Annotated in this window: 12 protein-coding genes; 5 read left to right on the top strand and 7 right to left on the bottom strand. The window is 59.4% G+C overall.

The window, feature by feature from the left end; genetic code table 11:
* Positions 1-137: 137 nt before the first annotated feature.
* The 5 genes from IFT80_RS05830 to IFT80_RS05810 form a co-directional block, all read right to left on the bottom strand.
* Entirely contained in the window at positions 138-1,040 is a 903-nt protein-coding gene (locus IFT80_RS05830) for a LysR family transcriptional regulator (protein WP_192136963.1), read from the bottom strand.
* A gap of 54 nt (positions 1,041-1,094) precedes the next feature.
* Positions 1,095-1,922 carry an ammonia-dependent NAD(+) synthetase gene (nadE, locus tag IFT80_RS05825; RefSeq protein ID WP_192136962.1) on the bottom strand — a complete coding sequence of 276 codons (828 nt, stop codon included), beginning with the start codon at positions 1,920-1,922 and terminating at the stop codon, positions 1,095-1,097.
* Between the two features lie 50 nt (positions 1,923-1,972).
* A complete protein-coding gene (gene copM / locus IFT80_RS05820) occupies positions 1,973-2,314 on the bottom strand; it encodes a CopM family metallochaperone (RefSeq protein ID WP_192136961.1) in 342 nt (113 codons plus the stop codon).
* A gap of 405 nt (positions 2,315-2,719) precedes the next feature.
* Entirely contained in the window at positions 2,720-4,447 is a 1,728-nt protein-coding gene (locus IFT80_RS05815; protein WP_192057607.1) for an ATP-binding protein, read from the bottom strand.
* 2 nt (positions 4,448-4,449) lie between these two features.
* A complete protein-coding gene (locus IFT80_RS05810) occupies positions 4,450-5,604 on the bottom strand; it encodes an SIR2 family protein (RefSeq protein ID WP_230692045.1) in 1,155 nt (384 codons plus the stop codon).
* A gap of 467 nt (positions 5,605-6,071) precedes the next feature.
* Here IFT80_RS05810 and IFT80_RS05805 point away from each other — a divergent pair, with 467 nt between their 5' ends.
* Genes IFT80_RS05805 through IFT80_RS05785 form a run of 5 tightly spaced genes read left to right on the top strand, consistent with a single transcriptional unit; the run spans position 6,072 to position 9,518 of the window.
* Complete coding sequence (locus IFT80_RS05805; protein ID WP_192057606.1) at positions 6,072-6,422, top strand: metalloregulator ArsR/SmtB family transcription factor; 351 nt, start codon at positions 6,072-6,074, stop codon at positions 6,420-6,422.
* A gap of 22 nt (positions 6,423-6,444) precedes the next feature.
* Positions 6,445-7,734, top strand: a complete 1,290-nt coding sequence (locus IFT80_RS05800) for an arsenic transporter (protein ID WP_192057605.1) — start codon at positions 6,445-6,447, stop codon at positions 7,732-7,734.
* 9 nt (positions 7,735-7,743) lie between these two features.
* Positions 7,744-8,214 (top strand): arsenate reductase ArsC, encoded by a 471-nt coding sequence (locus tag IFT80_RS05795; RefSeq protein ID WP_192057604.1) that lies wholly within the window; start codon positions 7,744-7,746, stop codon positions 8,212-8,214.
* Between the two features lie 20 nt (positions 8,215-8,234).
* Positions 8,235-8,948 carry an arsenical resistance protein ArsH gene (gene arsH, locus IFT80_RS05790; RefSeq protein WP_192057787.1) on the top strand — a complete coding sequence of 238 codons (714 nt, stop codon included), beginning with the start codon at positions 8,235-8,237 and terminating at the stop codon, positions 8,946-8,948.
* An 18-nt stretch (positions 8,949-8,966) separates the two neighbouring features.
* Positions 8,967-9,518, top strand: coding sequence for an arsinothricin resistance N-acetyltransferase ArsN1 family B (locus IFT80_RS05785; RefSeq protein WP_192057603.1), 552 nt, complete (start codon positions 8,967-8,969; stop codon positions 9,516-9,518).
* Between the two features lie 215 nt (positions 9,519-9,733).
* On the opposite strand, the gene IFT80_RS05780 is transcribed toward IFT80_RS05785, so the two are convergent.
* Positions 9,734-12,619, bottom strand: a complete 2,886-nt coding sequence (locus IFT80_RS05780) for a ribonucleoside-diphosphate reductase subunit alpha (protein WP_122479351.1) — start codon at positions 12,617-12,619, stop codon at positions 9,734-9,736.
* A gap of 531 nt (positions 12,620-13,150) precedes the next feature.
* Entirely contained in the window at positions 13,151-17,587 is a 4,437-nt protein-coding gene (locus IFT80_RS05775; protein ID WP_192136960.1) for a SpvB/TcaC N-terminal domain-containing protein, read from the bottom strand.
* Between the last annotated feature and the right edge of the window lie 29 nt (positions 17,588-17,616).

Genomic DNA, 17,616 nt, shown 5'->3' with positions numbered 1-17,616 from the left:
GCTCTAGCCTGGGGATTCGGCGATGTGGAGCGTCTGAAATTGCGGTCCGGGCAAGGGCTTGAGTATTGCTCAACTCGAAATGTCTGAATCCGCTGTTTTGAAGGGGTTGCCGTCAGGGCATTGGTCCAAGTGGCCGTTTACGCAAAGCTGGCCTGCAGTTGACTGAACAACAGGCTCGCGGTCCGGGTCAGGTAGGCCTGGTTCACGCACACCACATTGACCGAAAAATCGGGAACCGCCTCTTGCAACTCAAGCGTATGCAGGTAGTTGGCCATATCGGTCATGCCCGCCCAGCAGGGTCCGAGGGCACTCTCACTGACCACCATCACGGCATCGCTCTCGATCAGCATCTTCAGCGCCAGATTCATTGCGGTGCATTCGAACACCTTGGACGGGCGGCCGAGCGCGCTGCCAGCGAACAGTTGATTGAACTGGGATTGGCTGTCTGCAACAGGATCGACGCTGATCCACTGGGCGTGCTGCAGTAACCGCAGCGATCGCACGTGGCGCAGCGGATGATCCTTGCGCACCGCCACGCTGCCGGGAATGCGGCACAGCGGCTGCCAGTCCAGGCCTACGGCATGGCTTGGCACTTGCGACGTCAGGGCAAAGTCCAGCAGGCCATCGCGCAGATGCTGCAGCAACTGGGCAGGGCGCATTTCCAGTACCTTCAGCGCGGCGTTTGGGTAGGTCTGCTGGAAACGCAGAAGGGTCTGTTGCAGTGGCGGCAGCAGCGCGGTGACGGGCGTCACTCCCAGGGTGACCTCGCTCACGGTCAGCCCCTTCATGTCTTCGATTTCCTGACGCGCTCGCCGCACGCTTTCCAGCGCCTGGCGAGCGTGGGTCAGCATGCGCTGGCCATGCTCGGTCAGGCTCATGCCTTTGTTGGAACGAACCAGAAGGGTAACCCCCATTTCGTTTTCCAGTTCCTTCATCGCCCGGCTCAATGCCGACTGCGTCAGGTGCAGCACGTGCGAGGCGTCTTGCAGGCTCCCGGTTTCATGAATACAGACAAGTGCGCGCAGTTGATGCAATTTCATTGTGGGTTGATCTCCCTGACCTGTTCAGATGATCAACCGCACATCGAAGGGAAATCAAGGCGAAAACGGCAACACACGTTTGTGATGCGTCTGGTCGTACGCCTTCACGATAATCCCATAGGCTTCGTCGCCCACCGGCTCACCGTGGAGGAACGCGTCGATCTGCTGGTAGCTCACGCCATGGGCGTCTTCGTCCGGCTTGCCGGGTCGCAGTTCTTCGAGGTCGGCCGTTGGCACTTTCATCACCAGATTGTCTGGTGCCCCGAGCCGGCGGGCGATGGCACGAACCTGGTTTTTCACCAGCCCGCTGAGCGGCGCCAGGTCGCACGCCCCATCACCGAACTTGGTGAAGAACCCCATGACGGCCTCGGCGGCATGGTCCGTGCCGATCACCAGCCCATTGTTGGCATTGGCGATGGTGTACTGCGCGACCATGCGGATCCGTGCCTTGACGTTGCCCATGACGAAATCGCGACGGGCATCGCTCAGACCGTGCAGTTGTGCTGTCTGCTGGGCAACGCCTTGCACGGCATCGGCGATGTTCACCGTTTCTTCGACATCCGCCTTGATGAAGCGCAACGAGGCGGCAGCGTCGTCCTCGTCGTGCTGGACGTTGTAGGGCAGGCGCACTGCGATGAATCGGTAGTCAGGGTCGCCGCTGCTCTCGCGCAGTTCCTCGATGGCCACCTGTGCCAGGCGCCCGGCCGTGAGCGAGTCGACGCCGCCGCTGATGCCCAGTACCAGAACCTTCAAGCCGGCCGTGGTCAGACACTGCTTGATGAACGCCTTGCGGCGTTCCATTTCCTGGTCGATGGCGTGGTCGTCGGCGAACGGCGGGATCACGGCCAGGGCGGCTGCGATTTCGCTTTGGCGGTTGCTCATGGGCGGACTCCTTGAAGTGGGGGGCGAGCGCGATAGGGCGAAAGCTTACATCACTTCTGATGCTTCTTGACCCACGTCTCCATCTGATTGATTTCCGCCTGCTGGGCCTTGATGATGTTCTCGGCCAGCTTGCGCATCTCAGCGTCCTTGCCGTATTTCAACTCGATCCTGGCCATGTCCAGTGCGGCCTTGTGGTGGGCCAGCATGCCTTTGGCGAAAGCGACGTCGGCGTCTGTCTCCATGCCGCCTTCGTGCATGGATTTCTGCATGGTCTCCATGCTCGTCATGTACTCGTGCTGCATTGGGGTCATGTCGCTGTTGCTGTGCGACATTTCGGCGGCAAAGGCTGGGGCGGCCATACAGGCCAGGAGCAGGGCAGCGGTGGTTTTCATGGTAGTGACCAATCCGAGAGTGGGTTCGAGGGGTTGACGGGTAACCGTGGGGAAGGTTCCACGTGCGGTGTTTCGGGATGTGCGAGAACAGCGTCCGCGCGCCGAGCACAAAAAAGCCCGCTTCACGTTACCGTGAGGCGGGCTTCAGGGTCTAGCCGCCGCTTACTGGCATAATACTTATAGGAATCTACGTATACATTCGTCTTGCCCAACGCTGGCGGGGGTTTGACCAGATAATTTTTCAGAATTTTTTGCGAAAACGTATACATTTGGTGTTTTCAGCTTCATTTTGAAGGTCAAAGTATACGTTTTTACAGTCCAGATTTTAACCCCCCAATTTTCTGATGTCGGACGTCCCTGACCAATCTACGAGCAGGCCACGCTTCAATCCGGCTAAGCTAGCGCCTATCGACCAGGATCGCGATTCCACCATAATTCTTGGAAGCTCGGCCCGTCCGATTTTGGAGGCTGGGTGGGACGTCCGATCTGAATAGTTACAGGGATTGGAAAATCTACACCTACCAATGCCACCTCACCTTGTTTCAGATTGGGCAAGAACGCCGCAGCGGAACGATCCAGCTCTCCACACGCACGCTCGACCACTTCTCGGTCACGATCATTTGTAAGGCGATGCACGAGCAACGTGCCCATCTGACTCAGCACTCCCTCTGTGATGTCTCGCGGTCGCTGAGTCACCAGGCAGATGTTAAGCCCGTATTTTCGTCCCTCTTTCGCGATGAGTTCGAACGCATCCAAGTTCTGAACGTCGTCTTCATTCCCTAATGTTTTTCCTAGGAAATTGTGAGCTTCGTCCAAGATGACGATTAGCGGGCGCTGCCTGAAAGACTCGTTGCGTGCTCGAAGCAATAACAGTCTGCCGATAGCGTTGGCGATGACTTCTCTCGCGTTGAACTCATAGCCAACTGAGCTGAGGCATATTCTGAATAGCCGCTTTTCACCGGTAATAAATTCATCCAGATGTTCAACTAAACTCGGTAAGCCCTGAGCTGGGCTAAATACGCTGCTCAACGAAGGGGAGTCCATTACGCTCATGATACGTGTCATAAGAGAGGAGCAATAAGATAGCTCGCTACTCGCAGCGCCCCATCTAGTCATATCGTTGTTATGGCCGGTCGGGTAGCAGCATTCCTCGACAATTTGCCGAACCAACATGCCCGGATCGAAGGGTAGATTTGGATTACCTACCCTGTTGGCGTTGTCGTCCCTGTTCATCGCTCGACGGAAATCAGCTTTGAGTTGACTTACTTTCGGGACATACCCTCCTGGGAAGATATCTGGAGCCAACGCTGCCAGTCTCAGGCTCTTGATGGCTTCTCTGAGTTTCGGGCCTTGGGTTTTACCAGATGGCTGAAAGAGTGCAATGAAATCAGTCTCATTGAAGCAGGTGGGTGGAATGCCTACCTCAAGTGAGCCTGTCGTGCGATGCAGCGGGTTTCCAAGATGTTGATGTGTTGAGTCCTCCCCCTCAAGCGACCGGTACTCCCCGGTAGCGTCCACAAGCACGATCTTGCAGGCATATCGACGACACTCCTCAATAAGCTTTGAAGTCGTCCAGCTTTTCCCTCCCCCAGTTGAGCCCAAGATCGCGCAATGCCGACCAAAGAGTTTTTCTGGCGTTACAGCAATCGCGAAACCGCCGTCCCCAGAAACATGTCCGAGGTTAAGCGTTACGCGGGGAGACTCTCCATTTATTCCGCTCGAAATCAATGTTGGGATTTTGGAGATAAACGAGCCCGGTGCTGAGTAAACCCGGTCTCCCAATCGTGGGTAGGAGCTGACGCCTGCAGTGACTTTCAAGGTGTGAGGGTGAACAGACCCCAGCAGGCGGATAAAGCCGATCGCGTCAATAGCATGCGTGCCAGCAAAATCTTGGGAAATCTCGGTACGCTCGCGATCAGGTAGGTTCACCTCGGTGATGCGTCCTAAGAGCACTGCCTGCTGACCCTCGATCAGAACCAGTTCCCCCACCTCACCCTTGCCATAGCGATTTTGACCGAGATATCGACCGCTGTTCTCTCCAGCATGTGCCAAGTTGATTTTGATCAACTGCGCAGCCACGCTGGTGACCACCCCGATTTTAAGCGTGCTAAGGAGTATTCCTTCTGGGGACATGATTACCTACCGATCCGTTTGACTGCGTTCGCCAAATTCTCAGCTGGCGAAGCCGTGCGTAGGTGGGGGATATGCGCGGCCAGATCGCTGAATGAACCACTAACAAAATGGACGTCGAAACCACGCTGAGCGAGATCGCGGAATTTTCCCCAGTAGGCGCTCGATCCATTATCCCCACGATTGTGGACATGGCTGATGCCACTGTAGTCGCAAAGAATCAGCTTCAGGCTAGGGTTGGATTGCAAGGCTGAATAGATCGGTTCGGAAAGGTGGTCATCGTTAAACCCGAATCCTGACACAACCAGACAGCTGTTTGGTTGACGTAAAAACTCCAGAAATCTTGAAAGCAGCTCCAAGTGGGGTTGAAGAAACGCTTGCTGGTATTTTCCTTTTGCGGGATATATCAGGCATGCGTTTTCCGGCGTCGGTCGGCTGTCCTCATAGATTTCATGACCATCACGGCTCCAGCTGACTGATCCGTGTAGCTTCAGCAGTTGAAAAATGCCTTCGGCAAACTCGTGGCTGTCTGCCTCCCGGCGCACGATGTCGTACGTGAAATGTTTGCCGTCAAACCGGCGTCTGCGGGTGTAGGAAAATCCGTCAATAATGACCATGCCCAGTTCCGACGCTGCCGTTTCAAAACACATGTCATAGTTTGTCGTAAACACCTTCAGGCGCGGGTCACGAACCCTTCTCCTAGCCAGCTTCTGGAGGAGTTCACGATATGCCGATATGTCTGAAGTGGGCAGAGTAATGAACGTTGAGCAAGCGTGTAGGATTTGCTCCTTCACGCGTGCGACAAACTCTTCGACGACTTGGTCGTCATTGAACGCCAGGTAGGCGTCGCACTGTGATAAGAAATGCTCAATGTTCGGATTATCGCGCTCGGCGTAACGGACACGCTCAGTAACCTGCTGGCCGGCAGCTGTCAGCGCATGGGTCTGCGGGTCACACATCGAGTCTTGCCATAGCTTCCACATGCTAGGCCCGCCTGGGTTACCTAGAGATGTACCGCTTCCAGCAAAAAAACCTAAGTTAGGTACCTGAAGAGCAGACGAAAACATCTCGCTAAGCCTATTCCTGTTCGAGCTGATCACATTTTCATCATCAGGCTCGACGCCCTTCAGGACTTGATAAGCCTCAGCTGTCAGCGGCATCCACTCACTAGCACCTGGTGGAAGGTATGCCTGCTGCCCTTGGTACGTGGGTGGGAGAGGAATTACAGGCAGTCGTGGTGGAGGGACAAATGGAGGTGCATCGACTGGCATAGAACACGTTCCTGTGTTGTGAAATAAAAGCCATACAGCCCCGGCCTTTCAACCGTTCCCAAGCTGCCTGCTTGATATCTGCTTGGCATCATATCGCAAGCGGACTTAGCGACGTATGGCAGATCGCCTACACCGGAGCCGAGTCAGATGGGGAGTCCATGGGGAATCAACTAGGCCCCAAATCGTCGATCACATGCAAGCTGGCGAGTGCTGATCTCGCGCTATCGCTGCCTTTGAAGTGAACCTCAACCTCCGATACCTGGATCATCAAGTCCGGTCGCTAGTCATTTGTGCAAGAGAACTGAATGTGTTTATATCTGTATATTCGGTTATCCACATATCTAGGTCGATTGCTTATGAACCTTGCACCACACACCTTCTTCAAGTGCCTGGGAGACGAAACCCGCGCTCGGATCATGCTCATGCTGTCCGCAGAGGGTGAGCTGTGCGTGTGCGAGTTGATCTGGGCACTGGACGATAACCAGTCGAAGGTTTCCAGGCACCTTGCACAGTTGCGTGCTTGCGGGTTACTCGCGGATCGCAGGCAGGGTCAGTGGGTTTACTACCGCCTACATCCCGAACTTGAACAGTGGGCGCTAGATGTTCTGAACGTCACTACACAGGCCCACCAGTCCTGGGTTAACGACCATCAAGGGCGGCTGGCTTCCATGGAAGACAGACCAGTGCGCCAAGCCTCCTGCTGCTGACCTCCTGATCTGGAACATACCCATGCTCATCGCTGCGTCGATTTTCGTAGTTACGCTCGTGCTCGTTATCTGGCAACCAAGGGGCTTAGGCGTCGGCTGGAGCGCAGCAGCGGGTGCCGTTCTGGCATTGTTGACCGGCGTGGTGAGCCTGGGGGATGTGCCGGTTGTATGGCACATCGTCTGGAACGCTACCGCGACCTTCATTGCCGTGATCATCATCAGTTTGCTGCTCGATGAAGCGGGATTCTTCAAATGGGCGGCGCTACATGTGGCTTGCTGGGGTCAGGGCAAAGGCGGACGCCTGTTTGCGCTGATGATCCTGCTCGGTGCAGCCGTCTCAGCACTGTTCGCCAATGATGGAGCCGCACTGATTCTGACCCCGATCGTCATCGCGATGCTGACGGCGCTGCGCTTTAGTCCAGCATCGACTTTAGCGTTCGTGATGGCCGCAGGCTTTATCGCGGATACCGCCAGTCTGCCCATGGTGGTGTCCAATCTGGTCAACATCGTTTCGGCAGACTTTTTTGGCGTGGGTTTCGGTAAGTATGCATCGGTGATGTGGCCAGTGAACCTGGTGGCGGTGGCAGCGACGCTATTCATGCTCTGGATGTTCTATCGCAAGGACATTCCCGCCCAGTACGACGCGGGTCAGCTTGAGGCTCCAGAGTCGGTAATTCGTGATCGGGCGACCTTCATTGCTGGCTGGTGGGTACTTGGCCTGCTGCTGATTGGTCTGTTCGCACTGGAGCCGCTAGGTATCCCCATCAGCGCCGTTGCTGCTGCGTGTGCGATGATCCTGCTGGTCATCGCAGGTAAAGGCCACATCATCTCCACAAGAAAGGTCATCAAGCACGCGCCCTGGCAAATTGTCGTGTTTTCGCTGGGCATGTATCTGGTGGTCTATGGCCTGCGTAATGCCGGCCTAACCGACTCGCTCTCGGGGCTGCTGAACATATTTGCCGAGCATGGCCTATGGGCCGCTACCTTGGGCACCGGTATCACCGCTGCGCTGTTGTCTTCGATCATGAACAACATGCCGAGTGTGCTTATCGGCGCTCTGTCCATTCAGGGCAGCGACGCTACGGGACTGGTACGTGAGGCCATGATCTACGCCAACGTCATCGGTTGCGATCTTGGCCCCAAGATCACGCCCATCGGAAGTCTGGCCACGTTGCTGTGGCTGCATGTGCTGTCGCAGAAAAATATCCGCATCACCTGGGGCTACTACTTCAAAGTCGGCAGCATCCTCACCCTTCCTATCTTGCTGGTAACGCTGATGGCACTGGCGTTACGGCTGAGCATCCCTGTCTAGGAGAAACCCATGAAAGTACTATTTATGTGTACGGCAAACAGCTGCCGGAGCGTTCTCTCGGAGGGGGTGTTCAACCACGTGGCCCCGAGCGGTTTTACTGCCCTCAGTTCGGGGAGCTTCCCAAGCGGGCACCTGAACCTGCGTGCCGTGAGCACGCTGCAAGCGCTCGGTATCGGCACCACAGATCTCTACAGCAAAGGCTCAGAGGTTTTTTCGAACTCACCACCGGATGTGGTGATCACCGTGTGTGACAAGGCTGGAGGCGAACCCTGCCCGGTCTATTTCGGGCCTGCTGTCAAAAGCCACTGGGGTCTTGCCGATCCTTCCGATGTTGAAGGAACAGACAGCGAAATCCAGGCCGCATTTGACGCAACCGTAGTCCTGATTAAAAAGCGTTTCGAGGCATTCTTCAGTCTGGATCATTCGACGCTTACACCGCAGGAATTGAAGCGCGAACTAGATCGAATAGGTGAACTGTAATGGACGAATTGTCCACGGATATTGGTCCGGATCTTCCAAATCTGGATCTGTCACTGGTTGATATCCCCTCAATGGATCTGCTTCAGGGCCACGATCACCTGGCCCACAAGCCACGTATTTTGTTGTTGTATGGTTCGACCCGTGAGCGCTCTTTCAGCAGGCTACTGACCCAAGAGGCAGCGCGCATCCTGAACCTAATCGGAGCCGAAGCCGTCATCTTTGATCCCTCGGGTCTACCTCTCCCCGACGACGCTCCGGAAGACCATCCAAAGGTCAAAGAGCTGCGGGATCTGGTTCTATGGTCAGAGGGACAGGTGTGGTGTTCGCCAGAGCGTCACGGTGCAATGTCTGCTGTATTCAAAGCCCAGATCGACTGGATTCCGCTCACCATGGGCGCTGTCCGGCCCACTCAGGGCAAGACGCTGGCCGTCATGCAGGTTTGCGGTGGATCACAGTCCTTCAACACGGTAAACCAGCTGCGGACCCTCGGGCGCTGGATGCGGATGATCACCATCCCAAACCAGTCGTCAGTACCCAAAGCCTTCCTGGAGTTCGACGACGCAGGGCGTATGAAGCCATCTGCCTACTACGACCGTGTGGTGGACGTGCTGGAGGAACTGATGAAGTTCACGCTGATGGTTCGGGGCCGGGAAACGTATCTGGTAGACCGCTACTCGGAGCGCAAGGAAAGCGCCGAGGCACTCTCGAAACGAGTCAATCAAAGATCGATTTGAGCCACCAATAGGATAGAGATGAGCAACACGACAGTAAGGATTGCGCAGATTTCGGACGCTCAAGCCATCCAGGCAATTTACGCACCGATGGTAGAACGCACCGCGATTTCGTTTGAGCTTGAGCCCCCTACCGTCGAAGAAATGGCCAAGCGGATTGGGTCGACTTTGCCTACCTACCCGTATCTGGTAGCGGAGCGAGACTGCCAGGTCATCGGCTATGCATATGCCAGTCAGCACCGGGCTCGGGAGGCATATCGCTGGTCGGTCGACGTTACCGTCTATATATCGCCAGAAGCGCACCGTAGTGGCGTCGGTCGGGCACTGTATGACGTGTTGCTGCCGACATTGAAGAGGCAAGGTTTTCACGCAGCCTACGCCGGGATCGCGCTGCCCAACGACGGCAGTATTGGGTTGCACGAAGCGCTGGGCTTCGCTCACATCGGTACGTATCCAGAAGTGGGATTCAAGCATGGCGCCTGGCATGACGTCGGGTATTGGCGAATTGCGCTGGATGTGAGGAGTCCCCCAAAACCGCTCGTGTCTTTCACCAAAAGCAGTCCGAAACATTAAATGGGCGCCCTTCCTGATCGACCAGCGCGGTCATCGGAAAGTCGTCTAATTCGGTGAAAGATCTGATGGGGAAAGTGAGCAATGTATACGATTCCGACCTATGAGCTAGATAGGGCGGCAAGTATAGAGAGGGTATACGAGGAGTGGACGCTCCAACCCCTTGTATCTATTGGGGTTGGAGATTTAGCTAAGTATACGTTTAAAGCTTATGAACCCTACTGACAGGCTTCGCAATCCGGCTCGTCGATTGCACAGGCCTTTGGCACAGGAGCCGGGCCGGCTGGCGCGGCCTGCATCGGGGCGCTGTTGCCGCCACTCGACACTGCATTGAGGTTGCTGGTGCTGATGGTCGACTTCTCGGTGCTGGTCGCGGCCAGGGCACGGAGGTAGTAGGTGGTCTTCAGGCCACGGTACCAGGCCATGCGGTAGGTCACGTCGAGCTTCTTGCCCGAAGCGCCGGCGATGTACAGGTTCAGCGACTGGGCCTGGTCGATCCACTTCTGGCGACGGCTGGCTGCGTCGACGATCCACTTGGTGTCCACTTCGAACGCGGTCGCATAGAGGTCTTTCAATTCCTGCGGGATGCGTTCGATCTGCTGTACCGAGCCGTCGTAGTACTTCAGGTCGTTGATCATGACCGAGTCCCACAGGCCGCGCTCTTTCAGGTCGCGAACCAGGTAGGGGTTGATCACGGTGAACTCGCCCGACAGGTTCGATTTCACGTACAGGTTCTGGTAGGTCGGCTCGATCGACTGCGACACGCCGGTGATGTTGGCGATGGTCGCGGTCGGCGCGATGGCCATGATGTTCGAGTTGCGAATGCCTTTCTGCACGCGGGCACGGACCGGCGCCCAGTCCAGCGATTCGTTGAGGTCGACATCGATGTACTTCTGGCCACGGGCCTCGATCAGGATCTGTTGCGAATCCAGCGGCAGGATGCCCTTGGACCACAGCGAGCCCTGGAACGTCTCGTAGGCGCCACGCTCGTCGGCCAGGTCGCAGGACGCCTGGATGGCGTAGTAGCTGACCGCTTCCATCGACTTGTCGGCGAACTCGACGGCGGCATCGGAACCGTACGGGATGTGCTGTTTGTACAGCGCATCCTGGAAGCCCATGATGCCCAGGCCGACCGGGCGGTGCTTGAAGTTGGAGTTGCGCGCCTGCGGCACCGAGTAGTAGTTGATGTCGATCACGTTGTCGAGCATGCGCACGGCGGTGTTGATGGTGCGCTCGAGCTTGGCGGTGTCCAGCTTGCCGTCGGCAATGTGGTTCGGCAGGTTGATCGAGCCCAGGTTGCAGACCGCGATCTCGTCCTTGTTGGTGTTCAGGGTGATCTCGGTGCACAGGTTCGAGCTGTGGACCACGCCCACGTGCTGCTGCGGCGAGCGCAGGTTGCACGGGTCCTTGAAGGTCAGCCATGGGTGGCCGGTTTCGAACAGCATCGACAGCATCTTGCGCCACAGGTCCTTGGCCTGGACGGTCTTGAATACCTTGATCTTGTTGTACTCGGTCAGCGCTTCGTAGTACTCGTAGCGCTCCTCGAAGGCCTTGCCGGTCAGGTCGTGCAGGTCCGGCACTTCGTTGGGCGAGAACAGGGTCCACTTGCCGTCGTCGAAGACGCGCTTCATGAACAGGTCGGGGATCCAGTTGGCGGTGTTCATGTCGTGGGTACGACGACGGTCATCACCGGTGTTCTTGCGCAGCTCGATGAACTCTTCGATGTCCAGGTGCCAGGTTTCCAGGTACGCGCAGACCGCGCCCTTGCGCTTGCCGCCCTGGTTCACTGCCACGGCGGTGTCGTTGACGACCTTCAGGAAAGGTACGACGCCTTGGGATTTACCGTTGGTGCCCTTGATGTATGAGCCCAGCGCGCGCACTGGCGTCCAGTCGTTGCCCAGGCCGCCGGCGAATTTGGACAGCATGGCGTTGTCGTGGATCGCGCCGTAGATGCCCGACAGGTCGTCCGGTACGGTGGTCAGGTAGCAGCTCGACAGCTGCGGACGCAGGGTGCCGGCGTTGAACAGGGTCGGGGTCGAGGCCATGTAGTCGAAGGACGACAACAGGTTGTAGAACTCGATCGCACGGTCTTCCTTGTTCTTCTCTTCGATCGCCAGGCCCATGGCCACGCGCATGAAGAAGATCTGCGGCAGTTCGAAACGCACGCCATCCTTGTGGATGAAGTAGCGGTCGTACAGGGTCTGCAGGCCCAGGTAGGTGAATTGCTGGTCGCGCTCATGGTTGATCGCCCGGCCCAGTTTTTCCAGGTCGAAGGTGGCCAGCACGGGGTTCAGCAGTTCGAACTCGATACCCTTGGCGATGTAGGAAGGCAGTGCCTTCGCGTACAGGTCGACCATCTCGTGGTGAGTGGCGCTTTCGGCCACTTCCAGGAAGCTCAGGCCTTCGGCGCGCAGGGTGTCCATCAGCAGGCGGGCGGTGACGAACGAGTAGTTCGGCTCGCGCTCGACCAGGGTACGCGAGGTCATCACCAGGGCGGTGTTGACGTCGGTGAGGGCTACGCCGTCGTACAGGTTCTTCAGGGTTTCTTTCTGGATCAGGCCGCCGTCGACTTCGGCCAGGCCTTCGCAGGCTTCGTTGATGATGGTGTTCAGGCGGCCCATGTCCAGCGGCGCCAGGCTGCCGTCGGCCTTGGTGATGCGGATGCTGGGGTGCGCTTCGACCGGTGCATCGGCCGGAGTGCGGGTGGCGCGCTCCTTGGAGCGCTCGTTGCGGTAGATCACGTAGTCGCGCGCGACCTTCTGCTCGCCGGCGCGCATCAGGGCCAGTTCGACCTGGTCCTGGATCTCTTCGATGTGGATGGTGCCACCCGATGGCATGCGCCGCTTGAAGGTGGCGGTGACCTGTTCGGTCAGGCGCGCGACGGTGTCGTGGATGCGCGACGAGGCGGCGGCGTTGCCGCCTTCAACTGCAAGGAACGCCTTGGTGATGGCCACGGTGATCTTGTCGTCGGTGTAGCCGACCACGGTACCGTTGCGCTTGATCACGCGCAGTTGGCCTGGAGCGGTCGCGGCCAGATCCAGATTGGCATCGTTGGCCTGCGGCGCCTTGGCCGGCGAGTTCTCGCGAGTTGTGTCGGTTTGCATGGGGTGAGTATCTCCACGTTCAAAAATTTGAGCGGACGCCAATCGTTGGGTCCGTCACCGAAAAGCTGTCCGCGGAAGGCCGAGGCCTTCAGCCGGGTGTAGGAAAGAGCGGAAAATGCGGCCGTCCGCAGGTAGCGGCAGGCGGAGAATTCGTGGGCGAAAAAACTCGGGGAAAGCACGCTGCAAGGGCTTGAGTTCTTGCTTTGACTTGTGCTTGGTTTTTCAGGCGAAACCCTACATGTAGTGGTTTTGCGCGCCGGGGATACAAGATAATGCGGTCTGGGGGTCATTGCAAGGTGCCAGACTGTGGATAACATGTGGGTATTGTGTGGGTGACGGCGCTAGCCCGCGCCGTGTCTGGACTGGAGGCAAATGACCGTTTGTCCCCAGACTTTTGGTGAACCTCGCCACAGGCCCACTAGACAACTGACGCTCACCGGGCTTGGCAAGCGACGCTGTCACTTCATGGCTCGACAGGGCGGCGACATGCCGCCCTGCGAGCAGTGTCCGCCGGGCTAGCGGCGGCAGGGATCAAGCCTCGGCAGCGCGCATCGCCAGCACCTCCTCGGCCGTGTCGTTCTCGTCTTCGCTGATGCTGTACCAAGGGGTATGGCGCTGGCGGCGCAACCAGCCGGCTGCAGTCCAGGTCTCCGTCGGCCGTCCCAGAGCGTCATAGCGCTGCAGGTCATGGTAGCTGTGCTCGGCATCGCGATGGCTGGCGTCATCGATATAGCGATCACTGTTGGCGAAGTACGGACGGTACACACGAATCACCTGTCCCTTGGTGTCGTACTCCACGCGCTGGCTGACCCGCCAGCGTGGATCGGCATGGGCATCCTCGGCCAGCAGCATGCCGTCACCGTCCACCTGGTGGGCCATGCCGGGCTCGACCCGCTGCTTGCTTTGCAGGTTGCGCCCGAAGCCGTCGAAGCTCTCGATGCTCATGCGTACCTGGCGCTCGGGGTCGCCGGGGTAGCGATCGGCCTGGAACGCCGCCACGCGAACCGGCTGGCGAGGATAGCTGGCCAGTGGCGCCAGAGTCTCGGCGACCGCGTCGGCCAACAGGCCCTGCTGCCATCCCTTGCGAGCCGAGGCACGCAGCTGCCCACTCAGGGTCACGCGACCGGCCATCACCTGCTCGCCCAGCGCGTAGCTGTCGGTCACACCAACAGCGGGCACCTCGCCCATCCAGGCATCGCCTTCATGGATATAGGCCATGGCCCAGTCACCCAGGCCAGCGGCGTCGTCGGCAATCGCTTCGGCAATACTGCCGGCCATGGTCTGGCCCTGCAACGGTGCAAAGCCCACCGGCTCGCCCATCTCGGTGCCGAAGAAGCTGCTCAGCGACAAGCGTCCGAAGGCGTCATAGCTGGCTTGCTGGCGATTGTCGTTGGGGTCGACCACGTCCACCGGCTGCAAGTGCCGGTAGTCATACCGTGCCTGGGTAGTGCAGCCATCGGCGGCGATTACCTTCACTGGCAGCAACTGGTAGGCATCGTACTGCACGCGTGTTTCACCCATCGCGGGACTCTGCCGGTAGGCCTGGACCTTGTAGAACGCCTGGGCGTCGCCGTAGGTGGCATACCCCTGGCGCACCGACCACAGCACGCGGTCCGGCTCTTCGGGCAGGAATGCCGGCATGCGTCGATAGCCCAGTTCCACCAGCTTGGCGTCCAGCGCTTGCGGCTCCAATACCTCTGCATAGGCTTGCAGCGCTGCTTCATCCAGCTCGGCCGCCTCGGCGAAGTCGGCCAGGGCGAGGAAACTGGCGCTGCCGTCGCTGCACCCTTGATAGCGTTGCATGCTCAAGGCGGTCAGGGTCCTGGGCGCGGTGTTGCCCAACAGCCCATCGTCACGCAACAGCGCTTCGTAGCCGAGCTGGTCCAGTGTCACGTCGGCCTTGGGCAGCGACCAGGCGTTGCCCCGTGCACGGTAGGGCAGGTGCAAGCGCCAGTACTGTGGGTCATCGGCCAGATGGATGGCTTGGGTACGGCTTTCGCTGAAGTAATAGCGATGCTGGGCCGGGTCGAACGCATCTCGCCACCAGGTCTGCTCGTGTTCGTCGCTGTAGGGTGGGGCGTCGATCTCGTGCTTGCGCCGGGCATAGGCGATGCTGACTGCGTGGGTCACTGTACCGAAAGCATCGGCGCGCAATTGCACGCTGTGGCTGCATTGCGGGTCGTCGGCGATGCGCTCGTACTGGTAGCTCAGGGTTTCCAGGGTCATGGGCAGCAGGGTGGCGTAACGCTGCCGCGCGCTGCGCGGTTGCAGCAGGCGCAGGGCAGGGCGCTGTACCTGCACCGAATAAGGCACCGCCGCGCAGGCTTGACCGTCCAGGCCGAACACTTCGGTGCGCAGCACCTGACCACTGAGCGCACAGGCCATGTCGTGGCGCAAGCCTTCGTCCTGCTCGGTGACGATGCTGTCATTGCCGGTCTGGGCATCGTGGCGCAGCAGCAGAATCGGGCCCAGTGTCCGTGCCTGCGGATCATGCTCGACGGTGCCATGCAGGACTTCATCCACTGCTCGGCCGGTGTGGTACCAGGTCTTGGTCAGCAGCACTGGCGAGGTTGGCTCGGCACTCGCCGACGGCGCTTCGGAGTCCGTGGCGATCACCAGGCCGAAGCCACGCATCTCGCGCTCGCGGCCATCGTAATGACCTCGGCGATACTGCACGCGCTGGCTCAAGGTATTGCCGGTGATCTCGTCGTGCTGGGTCTGGCCCACCACCACGTGCACCGGAAACGGCAGTTCGGCAACCGGTGTGAGCCCTGCGGCCAGCTGTTCGGCTTTTTCATCCAGCCATTCCTGAGCCGAACTGCGGTAGCAGGCCTGGGTGTCGGCGCCCATGTTGTTGTTCGACCCCACCAGCAGGTAGGGCTTGCGACCTGAATTGAAGTCCAGCTGCCAATGCTGTCCCGGCAAGTGCGGTACGCTGAGCACCAGGCTCGAACAGCCCAGCCCTTGCAGGTCGGCAACACTGACCTGCCAGCTGTTGTCGTAGCGCAGGCCCTGGGGCCAGGCCTGCAGCACCGGTTCGGCAAAGCCATTGCCGCTCTGGTTCAGGAACACCTGCGCATGCTCGCTGCTCAGGTAGATCAGGTCGGCGGCGCCGGAGCCATCCAGGTCAGCCAGACGTACCCGCGACGCATCGAACTCACCGAAGGCAAACGGCAGGCTGGCCATCTTGAAGCTTTTGCCGAACATGCCGCGGCCCAGGTTCGGCCAGCAGCGCAGCTCGTCATGGCGGATGCGGATCAAGTGCTGCTGGCCACTGCCCAGCACGTCGCTGAACGCCACCAACTCATGCTGGCTGTTGCTGGCCAATGGCAGCGCGTCGTCGGCGTGGGCAACGTCACGGGGCAGGGCGAAACCTTTGTCGCGCGCGCTGGGGTACAGCCGCACGCTGCGGCTGCCGATCATCGCGAAATCACGCAGGCCATCGCCGACAAGGTCGGTCATTTGCCCCTCGGCGCTGAAGAACTCCAGTGGAAAGGCATCGAACGGGTGGAAACCGGACCACGCTCGATCGTTGCCCAAGGTGAAGAAACCGCTGTACCCGGGCTGGGCGACGATCCAATCCAGACGGCCGTCGCCGGTCAGGTCGCTGAGGAACTGGCGAGCGGGCTTGCGCGCGTCCGCGACCGGTTGCCTGGGCAATTGCTGCCAAGGTGCGTAGGCCACGGCATCTGGGTCGGCCGAGTCATCGCCGCGCACCGGTTCGCGGTAGCGCCAACTGTCGTCCTGGCGGTAAAGCACGCCGGGCAGGCCCTCGCCATACAGGTCAACCAACTGATAGGTCTGGCCATCGTCGAGGCCCGGCATCGCTTCGAACCCGCGGTAACGCGCGTCTTCGAAGCGGAAATGCTCGTAGCGAAATTCCAGCGGCGGCTGTTCGACCATCTCGGTGCCTTCACAGGCCTGAGCGATGGCGGCCGTGAGCAGGCTGTAACCGTGACACTGGCGATATTCCAGCCACAAGCGGTTGACCAGCACGGGCACGCTGCCCAGTTCGTCGAACCGATGGAACATCAGCACCTGATGGCACCGCCGCAAGCTGCGCAGTTCGAAACCGTAGGCAAAGTTGGCGATGGGGTCGGGCCGCAGCGGCCAGGGCTGGCTGGCGGCGTAGGTCGGTACGCTGCCCTGCTCGATGGCGCGTTCGCCATAGTCCAGCACCAGGTCGAAATGCCAATGCTCGGGCAGGCTCGCTTCATCCCACAAATACAGCGGTGCATGGGCGGTGAAGTTGCCATAGCGCACACGGCTCAGGTAACGCTGGGCGCTGTGGTCGCGTTCATCGCCTTCAGCCAGGCCAACGCCGTCTTCGGCGCGGTACTCGTAGACGACGTGATCGCCGGTGGGCGTTACCGATTCCTCCAGCAGCCATTCGCCCACCTGCTTCGGCGCGTGGGCTGGGAAGACGCGCGCACTGGCGCGCTTGCCGTACAGGTGCAGGCCGCCATCGCTGCCATGGACCAGCCAGAACCCGGCGTCGGCATCGTCCAGCTGCCAATGCTCGATACGCGCGAAGCTGCCTTCCACTCTGGGGCAGTGGCGAGTCACTCGGTAACTGGCCCCCAGCGCCTGGCCGCGAAAGGTATGGACGGTGGTGCTGACGATGACGCCTTGGGCGTCGCGCTGTGGCAGCAGGACATCGCCGCCCGGGCCGACCATTTCGTCGTCGACGGTGTACGCCGGTACGCCTTTTTGCGTGCGCCGGGCGATGCTCTGGCGGCTCAGCCCCCAGCCCATGCCGCAGGGGCCGTTACCGGCGCCGCTGCTGTAGCTCAAGCCCAGTTGTGGGGTGGCGCCGCGGCCAGGTGAGAGTGGCAGCGCGATGCTGAACGAGGCAGCGCCGCTGGCGCCCACCGAGCCCCAGCCCTTGCCGATGCTCTGGATGGCGCCGCCGCCTTTGGGAAGTGAAGGCGTGTTGATCGCCAGTGGAGTGTCGTGGTGTGTATTCATGAGTAGGTATCACTGAAGATGGGATAGAG

The sequence above is a fragment of the Pseudomonas sp. CFBP 8771 genome (assembly GCF_014841695.1).
In the GTDB taxonomy this organism is placed as follows: domain Bacteria; phylum Pseudomonadota; class Gammaproteobacteria; order Pseudomonadales; family Pseudomonadaceae; genus Aquipseudomonas; species Aquipseudomonas baltica.
This window is presented reverse-complemented; position numbering and strand designations above follow the sequence as displayed.